The following is a 12,042-nucleotide window of genomic DNA, read 5'->3' as shown; positions in this document are numbered from 1 at the left end:
CGGTCAGTGGGCGAAGTGCCGGGCGCCGGTCAGGTAGAGCGTGATACCCGCCTTGGCGGCGGCCTCGGTGACGACGTCGTCGCGCATCGACCCGCCGGGATGCACGATGGCCTTCACGCCCGCATCGCTGAGCGTCTCCAGGCCGTCGGGGAACGGGAAGAACGCGTCCGAGGCCGCGACCGCACCACGCACCCGGTCGCCGGCGCGCTGTACCGCCAGCCGCGCCGCGTCGACGCGGTTGACCTGCCCCATGCCGACGCCGACGGTGGCGCCGTCGGCGGCCACCACGATCGCGTTGGACTTCACCGCACGGCAGGTCCGCCAGGCGAACGCGAGGTCGGCGAGCGTGGCCGGGTCGGCCGGTTCGCCGGTCGCCAGCGTCCAGTTCGCGGGATTGTCGCCCGCGGCGTCGAGCGCATCGCGCTGCTGCAGCAGCAGCCCGCCGCTGATCTGGCGCAGTTCGGTGCCGGTCGTCGGCGGTTCGGACGCGACCAGGATGCGGATGTTCTTCTTGCGGGCGAGGACCTCCACCGCACCGGGCTCGTAGGCCGGGGCCACGATCACCTCGGTGAAGATGTCGGCGACGGTCTCAGCCATCTCGACGCTGACGGTGGTGTTGGTGGCGATCACTCCGCCGAACGCGGACAGCGGATCGCACTCGTGGGCCTTGCGGTGCGCATCGGCGACGGACACCGACGAGATCGCGATACCGCACGGGTTGGCGTGCTTGATGATCGCGACGCAGATGTCGGAGTGGTCGAACGCCGCCCGCCATGCCGCGTCGGCGTCGGTGTAGTTGTTGTAGGACATCTCCTTGCCGTGCAACTGCTCGGCCTGGGCCAGACCCGGCCACGCGGTGGCGTCGCGGTACAGCGCCGCCTGCTGATGCGGGTTCTCGCCGTACCGCAGCACCGCGGCGCGCCGCCAGGTGCCGCCCACCCATGCGGGCAGCTTCTGGGCGGGCTCCTCGGGCGCCAGGGTCGAACCCATCCACGTCGCGACGGCCACGTCGTATTCGGCGGTGTGCCGGAAGGCCAACGACGCCAAAATCTTTCGTTCGGCCAGTGTGAAGCCGCCGGCCCGCACGGCGGCCAGCACCCCGTCGTAGCCGTTGGGTTCGACGACCACGGCCACGCTCGGGTGGTTCTTCGCCGCCGCCCGCACCATCGACGGACCGCCGATGTCGATCTGCTCCACGCACTCGTCCTGCGACGCGCCGGATTCCACGGTCTCGCTGAACGGATAGAGGTTGACCACGACGAGGTCGAACGCCTCGACGCCGAGTTCCTCCAGCGCCGCAACGTGTTCGGGCTTGCGCAGGTCGGCCAGCAGTCCGGCGTGCACCTTCGGGTGCAGGGTCTTGACGCGGCCGTCGAGCACCTCGGGGAAGCCGGTCACGTCCTCCACCGGGGTGACGGGCACACCGGCGCCGGCGATGGTCTTGGCGGTCGACCCGGTGGACACGATCGCGACGCCGGCCTCGTGCAGGCCGCGGGCCAGGTCGGTCAGGCCGGTCTTGTCGTAGACGCTGATCAGGGCGCGCCGGATCGGCTTGCGCGTCGTGGAGTTCGCCTCGTCCATGCTCATCCCAGGGTCGCCTTTCGTCCGGTCCAGGTCACGCCGCGCTGTGCCATCGCGGCCAGGACATCCACCAGCAGTCGCCGTTCGACCACCTTGATTCGTTCGTGCAGGGTCGCCTCGTCATCGCCGTCGTACACGGTGACGGCCTCCTGCGCCAGGATCGGGCCGGTGTCCATTCCCGCGTCGACCAGGTGCACGGTGCAGCCGGTGACCCGCACGCCGTACGCCAGCGAGTCGGGCACGGCGTGTGCGCCGGGGAACGCCGGCAGCAGGGCGGGGTGGGTGTTGACGACGCGGCCGAGGAAGCGCGAAAGGAATGCGGGTCCGAGGATCTTCATGAAGCCCGCCGACACCACCAGATCGGGCTGGTGTTCGGCGGTGGCCGCGGTGATCGCGGCGTCCCAGGCGGCGCGGTCGGGATACTCCCCCAGCCGGACGGTGTAGGTCGGCACCGCGGCGGCGGCGGCGATGTCGAGTGCGGCGCAGTCGCGGTCGGTGCCGACGGCCACCACGCGCGCCGGGTAGTCGCCGACGGCGGATTCGAGCAACGAGGCGAGCAGCGATCCGGTGCCCGAGGCGAGCACCACCAACCGTGCAGGTGCGCTCGGAGGCACACGTAGCGGTTGCTGCACGCGCAGCAGCCTAGTCGGCTGAGCGGCGCGGTTCGTCGTCGGTAGGGCTACGGCCGGTGGGGGCGCGGCCCGTTACGCCGTTCCCCGTCACGTCCTCGTCGACGATGAAGTGCTCCTCGGGGTCCTGCGCCACCTCGGGCGCCGCCGGTTCCGGTGCCTCCGCCGGGGGCGGCGGCTCGTCCGGAAGGGTGTCGAGGACCGGCCCGGTGTCGGCGTCGTCCGCCTCGGGCGCCGGATCTGGCTCGGCGTCCGGTTCGGGCTCGAGGTCCGGTTCAGGTCCGACCGCCCGCACCCGGCGCGGACGGCGGACGATTCCGCCGGACATGGCCACGGTCAGCCCGCCGATCACGGTGAACCACAGGAACACACCGGGACCGAACGTCGTCTGGTCCACCCCGACCTCGCCGAAGTTGCCCAGCCGACCGCCGCCGGCGACCCCGAGCAGCGCCATGGTCAGCGCTGCGAGGGCGGAGGCGACGACCAGCTTCGCCGCCGCGACGTGGAGGGGTGCGGGTCTGCGGGCGACCTGCTGACCGACCGCGACCGCGGACGCGGCCGCGATGATCAGCAGCGCCACCCACACCGGCCCGAGCGGCGGGGTGGGCACCGCCGCGAGGATGGGAAGTGCGGGCACGTCGCCGCCGAGCACGGTGAACGAACTGAACGTCGCCAGCCCGATGTGCGCGCTGGAGCCGACGGCCACCGCCGCGGCGCCGACCACGACGTTGGGCAGGTAGAGCAGCGAGAGCACGGTGAGGCTGAACTGGCCGAACACCGAGTCGGTGATCGCGAACAGCTCGTGCATCGTCGACCAGTGCACCACCAGCGATCCGGCGGTGACGACGCCGCACAGACCGGCCAGCGCCAGGACGCCGGCCGCCGCGGCGCGGACCGCCTCGGGCAACCAGTTCGGCAGCGGCGTGGTGCGCACCGTGCGCCGTCCGATCCGGGACGACACCCCGATCGCGGCGCCGATCAGGTGCACCACCAACACCCCGCCGAAGGCGCGCAGCGCCGACGGGGTCTGCAACTCGGTGAGCACCGACGCCGCGTCGTGGATGACGGCCAGTGCGATCGCGGCGATCAGCAGCGGGCCACCCAGCGCCGAGGCGATCACCCAGCGGGTGACGAACCACGAGCTGTTCGGTGACGTGGCCGCCGACGTGGTGCGGGCGGTGCCCCACACCATCATCAGCACGGGCAGCAGCGGCATCGCGCCGAGTTCGCGGCCTCCGATCGAGACCGGTACCTGGTGCACGCCCAGCCACATGCTGGCGATGGCGCCGAAGGCGCCCGTCATATCGCTGTTCGCGATGAGCAGCTGAAGCAGCGTCACCGCGGCGATGACGACGAGCGCCACGACGGACGGCCCGAAGGCGACCCGCAACAGTTCGCGGGCCTGGCGGGCGCCGACCGGCCGGTTGTCCACTAACGGGGCCCCTCGCGCAGGCTGGCGTGCGCGGTGGTCACGCACGCGCGGTCAGATTACGAGGGGTTCGGGCCGGACTGCTGCTGCGAGGACTGCGGTTGCTGGCCCTGGCCGGAACCGCCGCCCTGCTGCTGCGGTTGGCCGTAGGTCGGGAAACCGGTGGGAGGGGTCGGCGGGCCGCTCTGCTGGCCGGGGGCCGAGAAGCCACCGGTCGACGGGCCGCCGGCACCGGGGTAGCCGCCGCCGTACTGCGAGGGGTAGCCCGGACGCTGCTGCTGCGGCGCCTGCTGGTGGGAACCGGTGTGGTGCTGCTGCGGCTGGTGCTGCCCGGAGTGCTGCTGGCCGCCGTGGGTCTGGCCGTAGTAGGGGCCGGGGCCGCCGTACTGGCCGTACTGCTGCTGCTGGTCGTACTTGGGCCGCGGCGTGGGCGGGGTGAGGACACCGGTGTCGAAGAGCAGCGCGGCGACGGCTGATCCGGCCTGCAGCAGCGACAGCACGATCAGCGCGTAGAGCGCCCAGCCGATCGAGGCTTCCGACGGCTTGTTGATCAGTTCGGCGATCACCAGCAGCAACGCCAGCACGGACAGCACCGCCGCGATCGCGACGTAGGTGCGGCCCTTGGACAGCAGGGTGACCCCGGCCAGCAGGCCGGCGGCGAGCGCCGCGACGACCGCGAGCCCGATGCCCAGCGTCGAACCGCTGACGGTGCCGCCCTGGCCGAGGAAGTCCGAGGCGTTGACCTCGAAGATCGGCCCGAAGTTGCAGAGGTAGACGAGCAGGCCGAGGGCCGCGACCACCATCAGCAGGTAGGCGGGCAGCTTGTTGGGGCTTTCGCCGGCGGCGGGCTGCTCGGGGAGCTTGCCGAAGTGCTGGGTCGGTGCCGAGAACTGGGTGGTGGGCTGGTTGGCCGGTGGATATCCGGGGCTACCGGGTGAGTAGGTCATGACCTCTCCTGTGCTGATCGGGCGTCTGACGTGGGCAACGCGTGCGCATGAACACGGACCACCTGAGCAATTCGCTATCCCACGCTAGCGCACCGACGGTCACGCCCGGTGCACGACGGGTGCCTAATCCCCGAGCGGCGCCACCTCACACGCTCGTGAGCACCGGGGCGTCCTCGTCCGCCGATTCCGCCGCCTCGATCTCCCGCACCAGTGGCAGCACCCTGGCACCGAAGTACTCGATCTCCTCCTGGAAGTGCAGGAACCCGCCGAGGATCAGGTCGACACCGCGTTTGCGGTATGCCGCAATGCGTTCCGCGATCTGCTCGGGTGTGCCGATCAGCTGGGTGCGGAAGCCGTCGTTGTACTGGACCAGGTCCTCGAACGTCGAATCCGCCCACATTCCCTTCTTGTCGTGCGTCGCGTTGCCGGCCTGCTGTACGGCGTCGCGGAACCCTTCGACCGCAGGCTTGTTCGCCTTCTCAATGATCTCGCGGAGAGTCTCCTTCGCTTCTTTCTCCGTGTCGCGGGCGATGATGAAACCGTTCAGGCCGAACCGCACTTCGCGGCCGGCTTCGCGGGCGTGGTCGCGCACCTCGACGACCTGCTCGGTGACGCCGTCGAAGTCCTTGCCGTTGGAGAAGTACCAGTCGGCGTAGTGCCCGCCGTTGCGCCGTGCGGCCGTCGAGTTGCCGCCCTGAAAGATCTCCGGGTTCGGCCGATGCGGGGTGTTGACCGGTTTGGGTTTGAGCGTGAAGTCGTGGATGCGGTAGAAGTCGCCGCGGAAGTCCACGTCGTCCTCGGTCCAGATCTTGCGCAGCACCTGCAGGAATTCGGCGCTGCGCCGGTAGCGCTCGTCGTGTTCGAGCCACGGCTCGCCGAGGTGGGTGAACTCGTCCTTGAACCAGCCGGAGACGACGTTGACGGCGAACCGTCCGCCGGACAGTTGATCGGCGGTGGCGCCGAGCTTGGCCAGCACGCCGGGCTGCCACAGGCCGGGGTGCACGGCGGCGATGACCTTGAGCCGTTCGGTGGCCAGCAGCAGCGCGAGGCTGAAGCTCGTCGACTCGTGCTGGTACTCGGCGCCGTAGCTGGCCTCGTATCGCACCTGGCTCAGCGCGTATTCGAAGCCGTTGTTCTCCGCGGTCTGCGCCAGCTTCTTGTTGTATTCGTAGTTCCAGTCGGTGCGCTGCTCGATGTCGCTGGTGACCAGGCCGCCGCTGACGTTGGGCACCCAGTAGGCGAACTTGACGTGGTCGGCGATGCGTTCGGTGCTCATGGCTCCATGGCAGCAATCGCCACGTTCGCCGTCACGACTATGGATCGCCGCGATCCGAACCGACGGTCCAGTGCTTGCCCTTCTTACTAGAACACGTTCTAATTCGAACATGGACTTCGGGCTCGTACTCTTCACCAGCGATCGCGGCATCACCCCGGCCACGGCTGCCAAGCTGGCCGACGATCACGGCTTCCGCACTTTCTACGTGCCCGAGCACACGCACATCCCGATCAAGCGGGAGGCGGCGCACCCGACGACGGGCGACGAGACGCTGCCCGACGACCGCTACATGCGCACCCTGGACCCCTGGGTCTCGCTGGGGACGGCGTGCGCGGTGACGTCACGAGTGCGGCTGTCGACGGCGGTCGCGCTGCCGGTCGAACACGATCCGATCACGCTGGCGAAGTCGATCGCCACGCTCGACCACCTGTCAGGTGGACGCGTCAGCCTGGGTGTCGGATTCGGCTGGAACACCGACGAACTCGCCGACCACAACGTTCCACCCGGACGGCGCCGCACGATGCTGCGGGAGTACCTCGAGGCGATGCGGGCGCTGTGGACGCAGGAGGAGGCGTCGTATGCGGGCGAGTTCGTAAACTTCGGGCCGAGCTGGGCGTGGCCGAAGCCGGTGCAGTCACACATCCCCGTGCTGGTCGGCGCGGCCGGTACGGAGAAGAACTTCAAGTGGATCGCGAAGTCCGCCGACGGCTGGATCACCACTCCGCGCGACTTCGACATCGACGCCCCGGTGAAGCTGCTGCAGGACACGTGGGCGGCGGCCGGGCGCGACGGCGCGCCGCAGATCGTGGCGCTCGACTTCAAACCCGATCCGGACAAGCTGGCGCGCTGGCGTGAACTCGGCGTGACCGAGGTGCTGTTCGGGCTCCCCGACAAGGGTGAGGCCGAGGTCGCGGCGTACGTCGAGCGGTTGGCCGGAAAGCTCTCCGCACTCGTCTGACCGCGTTCACGCCCGCGTGGCGCGGTTCTTGTCCCCGTCGGCCGTGACGTCGACGACCGCTCCCAGCGGATCGCTGTCAGTCATCAGCGCCACCAGGTCGTCGTCCTCGGTGATCGCCATGAACCGGCTGCCGTCGGATTCGAGCCGGCCGATGATGATGCCCGTGCGCACCGGCCAGTCGTAGCGGACCGAGTACGTCTCGATGGTGCCGCGGCCGTTCACGTGCCGGGTGACCGGCACCTTCGGCAGCGCGGCGATGTCGTCCTGCAGCGCCTTGCTGCGGTCGGCCACCCAGTCCGCGGGTTCGGTGGAGTACACCCCGACCGAATACTTGCTCATCACACCGCCGTTGGCGCCGACGAGGCCGAATGTGCCCGGCTTGTCCCGCATCTCGGCGACCGTCTCGGCGATGCCGTGCAGCGAGTAGCTGTTGCCCGGGCCGCCGAAGTACGGCAGCCCGCCGGTGAGCGTCAGGCCGCGGGGATCGTCCGGGGCCAGGCCGAACGCGTCGCACACCGCGAACACGGGGAACGGGAAGCAGCTGTACAGGTCGAAGGTGGCCACCTGGTCGATACCGATGCCTGCGACCCGAAGCGCCTCTGCCACAGCCTGTTCCGCCGAGACGCTGACGCTCAGATCCGCGCGGTCGAGCAGATCCTGCTCGGTCTGGTCCGCGTGCCCGCGCAGATACACCCATTTCTCTTCGGGCACACCGAGTTTGCGGGCGGCCGCCACCGACATCACCAGCGCGGCGGCGCCCTGGTTCACGGTGTCGCGGGCCACCATCAGCCGCGGGTAGGGATCGCAGATCATCCGGTTGTCGTCGGTGACCGTCATCAGCTCCTCGACCGACCGCTGCACCGGTGAGGACGAGAACGGGTTCTTCGCCGCGATCTCGGTGAACGGTGCGAAGAGTTCGGCCATCTCGCGGCGGTACCCCTCGACGCCGAGGCCCGTGCGGGCGCGTCGGGCGTTGTCCAGCAGTCCGTACTGGACGGGTGCGCCGGTGAGGCCGTGCGCGACGGTGTAGTCGCTCATGTACTGCTCGAAGCCGTAGCCCCGGTCCTCGAGCTGGCCGCCGACGCGTTCGGTGAAGTCCGGCTTGTCGTCGCGCTTCGCGAAGTACTTGGTCGTGGAGCCGGGCTCGGATCCGACGACCAGCACCACCTCGACGTCGCCGGCGGCGATCGCCGTGGCGAACTCGGTGACGAGCTTCTGGGGGCCGTTGCCGCCGATCGGTTCGAGCACCGCACGCGCCGGGTCGGCGCCGACGCGCTGCGCCACCGACCGCAGGTAGTTGTCCGAGGCGCCGAGCGGCGGATCGGCGAAGGGCGTGCAGATCTCGAACTGGCGCAGCCCGGCGAACACCTCGATGGCCCCGGCCACGGCGCCCGCGTCGGCACCGGTGTCGGCCAGCGCGGCCCTGACCGCCTCGGTCGCGAGGTCGACCGCCGACATGCCGCGGTATCCGGAGTCGTCGACGCGTTCGGTGAACTGACCGACGCCGACGATGACCGGGGTGCGGGGATCGACCATGACAAACCTCCTGGCAGGTGTTAATTCGTCAGGCTAATGGATGGGCCGGACCGTCCCACCGACCCCTTGACCGCGCTGTCACTTGGTGACACATTGGTGCTGTCACTAAGTGACAGCTACGGGAGGTGAGTGAGATCCGCGAGAAGCAGTCGCAGGCGCGTCTCGAGGTCTCCCGGCACGCCTGCAGGTTGTTCTGGGAGCGTGGGGTGGCCGGGACGAGCGGGGACGACATCGCCGCGGCCGCAGGGCTTTCCACGCGCACGATCTGGCGGTACTTCCGCTCGAAGGAGAGCTGCGTCGAACCCCTGCTCGCCCGGTCGGCCGACCGGTTCGTGGCCTCGCTGCACCGGTGGCCGCACCGCCTGTCGCTCGCCGACCACCTTGCGGCGGACATCGTCACCCATGTGCTCACCCCGCAGGAGGTCGCGGACGAGATCAGCGCGATGCGCATCGCCACCATGACCTCGTCGGAACCCGCGCTGCGCACCGCCTACCTGATGGTCCACGACCGGATGGAACGGGGCTTCATCCCCGTGGTCGCCGACCGCCTGAACATGAAGGGGACCGACCTGACCGTCCGCCTGTGCGCGGCCGCGGTCACCGGGGCGTTCCGCGTCGTCGACGAGGACGTCAGCCGAGCGGTGATCGTCGACGGCGTGACCGTCACCCAGCAGGACACCCTCGCGCTGATCGACCGCGCGATCCGCGAAGCCACCAACGGCCGCCTCGGCGGGCCCGTCGCGCCCTGACAGCCCGACACCACGGCCGAGCCTGCGACGCAGGCCCGCGGTACCCGCTTGCCCCAACCGGAAGGACACCATGGCACTGCCCGAGTTGATCCCGGTCGACGACCTCTTCAGCCCACCCGTCCGCGCGGCCGCGACGATCTCGCCGGACGGGACCAGGATCGCCTACCTCGCACCGTGGAAGAACCGTCTCAACGTCTGGGTCGAACACCTCGACGACGGCTCCGAGGCGCGCTGCCTGACCGCCGACGAAACCCGCAGCGTATACCTCTATCAGTGGTCCCACGATTCACGGTGGCTGCTCTACCTGCAGGACAACGGCGGTGACGAGAACTGGCACGTCTACCGTGTCGATCCCGACGATCCGGACGCCGGCGCCGTGGATCTCACTCCTTTCCCGGAGGTGCGAGCGAGTTTCGAGTTGCTCAAGAAGCGCCCCGGCAAGGCCCTCGTCCAGCTCAACCGCCGCACTCCCGAACTGCTCGACGCGTACGAACTCGACATCGCGACAGGCGAACTCACCCTCGTCGCGGAGAACCCCGGCACCGTCGTCCACTGGATCAGCGGTCCCAGCGGTGACCTGTTCACCAACACGCTGACCGCCGACGGCGACATCGACATCTCCCAATGGGACACGGCGACAGCGACATTGCGCACGATCGTGACCTATGACGGCACCGACTACCCACTCGGCATCTACCCGGTCGCGGTCACCCCCGACGGCACCGGACTGTGGCTCGGCTCCAACAGGGACAGCGACCGGACCCGTCTGGTGCGGGTCGACGTCGCCACCGGTGAGGAATTCGAGGTCGACAGCCACCCGCGATTCGACCTCGCCATCTCACCGGTACTGCCGTCGCCGCTCATCATCAGTGACCGGACCGGCGAATTGATCGGGGCCCGCTACTACGGGGACCGCCAGGTGATCCACCCGCTGGACCCGGATTTCGCTGCGGTGCTGCAGCATCTGGCGACGTTGTCGGACGGCGACGTCGGGTCGGTGTCCTCCGACGGCACCGGGCGGCGATGGGTGGTCAGCGTCACCGACGACCGGGATCCCGGGGTCACCTACCTGTACGACCACGCGACGGGTGAGAGCCGACTGTTGTTCCGGCCCTACCCGCATCTCGACCCCGACGCGCTCGCCCCCATGACGCCGGTGACCGTCACCGCACGCGACGGGCTGGATCTCCACGGGTACCTGACGCTGCCAGTCGGCGTGGAACCGGTCGCGCTGCCGATGGTCCTGCTGGTCCACGGCGGCCCCTGGGCACGCGACTGCTGGTACTACCAGCCCGAGGTGCAACTGCTGGCCAACCGCGGATATGCGGTGCTGCAGATCAACTTTCGCGGGTCCACGGGCTACGGTAAGGCCTTCACCAAAGCCGCCATCGGCGAGTTCGCCGGCAAGATGCACGACGACCTCATCGACGCCGTCGAGTGGGCGATCGGGCAGGGCTACGCCGACCGCGACCGGGTCGGCATCTTCGGCGGCTCGTACGGCGGCTACGCCGCGCTGGTGGGTGTCACGTTCACCCCCGACGTGTTCGCCGCGGCCATCGACTACGTCGGCATCTCCAGCCTGGCGAACTTCATGCGGACCCTGCCGAACGTGGCCCGGCCGTTCCTGGCCAACAACTGGCACCTGTTCGTCGGCGACCCGTCGGACCCGGCGCAGGAAGCCGACATGCTGACCCGCTCCCCCATCACGCGCGTCGAGGCGATCCGGACCCCGCTGCTGGTCGTGCAGGGCGCCAACGACTCTCGCGTGGTGAAGGCCGAATCCGACAACCTCGTGGAGGCGCTGCGCCGCCGCGGCGTCGAGGTCGAGTACCTGGTCAAGGACGACGAGGGCCACGGATTCCTCAACCCGGACAACCAGATCGAAATGTACCGCGCGGTCGAACGCTTCCTCGCCGAGCATCTCGGGGGGCGCATCTAGCTGCCGAGCAGACGCAGAATCGCCCATTTCCGGCGGGAAATGGGCGATTCTGTGTCTGCTCGCGGTGAGGCGCTGAGGAATCCTCGGCGTGCTACTGGTTCTGCAGGATCTCCCGGGCCAGGGCCGCGGTCTCCGACGGCGTCTTGCCGACCTTCACGCCGGCTGCCTCGAGCGCTTCCTTCTTCGCCGAGGCGGTGCCCGACGAACCGGACACGATGGCGCCGGCGTGGCCCATCGTCTTGCCCTCCGGCGCGGTGAAGCCCGCGACGTAGCCGACGACGGGCTTGGACACGTTGGCCTTGATGTAGTCGGCCGCGCGCTCCTCGGCGTCACCGCCGATCTCACCGATCATCACGATGATCTTGGTGTCGGGGTCCTTCTCGAACGCCTCGATGGCGTCGATGTGCGTGGTGCCGATGACCGGGTCGCCGCCGATGCCGATGGCGGTGGAGAAACCGAAGTCGCGCAGCTCGTACATCATCTGGTAGGTCAGCGTGCCCGACTTCGACACCAGGCCGACCGGACCCGAATCGGTGATGTTGGCGGGCGTGATGCCGGCCAGCGCCTCGCCGGGGGTGATGATGCCGGGGCAGTTCGGGCCGATGATGCGGGTCTTCTGCCCCTTCTCCACGTTGTAGGCCCACGCGTACGCGGTGTCCTGCACGGGGATGCCCTCGGTGATCACCACGAGCAGCGGGATCTCGGCGTCGATCGCCTCGATGATCGCGTCCTTGGCGAACTTCGGCGGCACGAAGACCACCGACACGTCGGCGCCGGTCTCCTTCATCGCCTCGCCGACGCTGCCGAACACCGGCAGCTCGATGTCCTTGCCGTCCTTGTCGACGTGGCTGACCGTCGTGCCGGCCTTGCGGGCGTTGACGCCGCCGACCAGCTGGGTGCCCGCCTTGAGCATCAGCGCGGTGTGCTTGGTGCCCTCACCGCCGGTGATGCCCTGGACGATGACCTTGGAGTCCTTGTTCAGAAAAATCGACATCGTT

Annotated in this window: 10 protein-coding genes; 3 read left to right on the top strand and 7 right to left on the bottom strand. The window is 69.3% G+C overall.

What is annotated here, in order from left to right; all coding sequences use genetic code 11:
- Positions 1–3 precede the first annotated feature (3 nt).
- The 5 genes from purH to sfnG form a co-directional block, all read right to left on the bottom strand.
- Positions 4–1,587: a bifunctional phosphoribosylaminoimidazolecarboxamide formyltransferase/IMP cyclohydrolase gene (gene purH / locus G6N30_RS26525; protein ID WP_134055883.1), complete on the bottom strand. Its 1,584-nt coding sequence runs from the start codon at positions 1,585–1,587 to the stop codon at positions 4–6.
- A complete protein-coding gene (gene purN / locus G6N30_RS26520; RefSeq protein WP_134055885.1) occupies positions 1,584–2,213 on the bottom strand; it encodes a phosphoribosylglycinamide formyltransferase in 630 nt (209 codons plus the stop codon). The genes purH and purN overlap by 4 nt, the downstream gene beginning before the upstream one ends.
- 10 nt (positions 2,214–2,223) lie before the next feature.
- On the bottom strand, positions 2,224–3,642 hold the full coding sequence (locus G6N30_RS26515; RefSeq protein WP_134055887.1) for a cell division protein PerM: 1,419 nt from the start codon (positions 3,640–3,642) through the stop codon (positions 2,224–2,226).
- Between the two features lie 56 nt (positions 3,643–3,698).
- Positions 3,699–4,586: a DUF5336 domain-containing protein gene (locus G6N30_RS26510; RefSeq protein WP_134055889.1), complete on the bottom strand. Its 888-nt coding sequence runs from the start codon at positions 4,584–4,586 to the stop codon at positions 3,699–3,701.
- Positions 4,587–4,731: 145 nt separating this feature from the next.
- Positions 4,732–5,862: a dimethylsulfone monooxygenase SfnG gene (gene sfnG, locus G6N30_RS26505; protein WP_134055891.1), complete on the bottom strand. Its 1,131-nt coding sequence runs from the start codon at positions 5,860–5,862 to the stop codon at positions 4,732–4,734.
- 109 nt (positions 5,863–5,971) lie between these two features.
- On the opposite strand from sfnG, the gene G6N30_RS26500 reads away from it, so the two are divergent.
- Positions 5,972–6,820, top strand: coding sequence for an LLM class F420-dependent oxidoreductase (locus G6N30_RS26500; protein WP_134055893.1), 849 nt, complete (start codon positions 5,972–5,974; stop codon positions 6,818–6,820).
- Positions 6,821–6,826: 6 nt separating this feature from the next.
- Here the strand turns inward: G6N30_RS26500 and G6N30_RS26495 are convergent, their stop codons facing one another.
- Positions 6,827–8,356, bottom strand: coding sequence for an acetyl-CoA acetyltransferase (locus G6N30_RS26495; protein WP_134055895.1), 1,530 nt, complete (start codon positions 8,354–8,356; stop codon positions 6,827–6,829).
- Between the two features lie 125 nt (positions 8,357–8,481).
- On the opposite strand from G6N30_RS26495, the gene G6N30_RS26490 reads away from it, so the two are divergent.
- Together G6N30_RS26490 and G6N30_RS26485 are read left to right on the top strand one after the other, a co-directional pair.
- Positions 8,482–9,105, top strand: coding sequence for a TetR/AcrR family transcriptional regulator (locus tag G6N30_RS26490; RefSeq protein WP_456093971.1), 624 nt, complete (start codon positions 8,482–8,484; stop codon positions 9,103–9,105).
- A 70-nt stretch (positions 9,106–9,175) separates the two neighbouring features.
- Positions 9,176–11,044, top strand: coding sequence for an alpha/beta hydrolase family protein (locus tag G6N30_RS26485; protein ID WP_134055897.1), 1,869 nt, complete (start codon positions 9,176–9,178; stop codon positions 11,042–11,044).
- Positions 11,045–11,135: 91 nt separating this feature from the next.
- Here the strand turns inward: G6N30_RS26485 and sucD are convergent, their stop codons facing one another.
- Positions 11,136–12,038, bottom strand: coding sequence for a succinate--CoA ligase subunit alpha (gene sucD / locus G6N30_RS26480; protein WP_134055899.1), 903 nt, complete (start codon positions 12,036–12,038; stop codon positions 11,136–11,138).
- Between the last annotated feature and the right edge of the window lie 4 nt (positions 12,039–12,042).

The organism is Mycolicibacterium litorale, assembly GCF_010731695.1.
GTDB lineage: Bacteria > Actinomycetota > Actinomycetes > Mycobacteriales > Mycobacteriaceae > Mycobacterium > Mycobacterium litorale.
This window is presented reverse-complemented; position numbering and strand designations above follow the sequence as displayed.

Coding starts and splice junctions, on each gene's coding strand:
- purH (WP_134055883.1), bottom strand. CDS start 1,587: ATGAGCATGGACGAGGCGAACTCCACGACGCGCAAGCCGATCCGGCGC.
- sucD (WP_134055899.1), bottom strand. CDS start 12,038: ATGTCGATTTTTCTGAACAAGGACTCCAAGGTCATCGTCCAGGGCATC.
- sfnG (WP_134055891.1), bottom strand. CDS start 5,862: ATGAGCACCGAACGCATCGCCGACCACGTCAAGTTCGCCTACTGGGTG.
- G6N30_RS26495 (WP_134055895.1), bottom strand. CDS start 8,356: ATGGTCGATCCCCGCACCCCGGTCATCGTCGGCGTCGGTCAGTTCACC.
- G6N30_RS26510 (WP_134055889.1), bottom strand. CDS start 4,586: ATGACCTACTCACCCGGTAGCCCCGGATATCCACCGGCCAACCAGCCC.
- G6N30_RS26485 (WP_134055897.1), top strand. CDS start 9,176: ATGGCACTGCCCGAGTTGATCCCGGTCGACGACCTCTTCAGCCCACCC.
- G6N30_RS26500 (WP_134055893.1), top strand. CDS start 5,972: ATGGACTTCGGGCTCGTACTCTTCACCAGCGATCGCGGCATCACCCCG.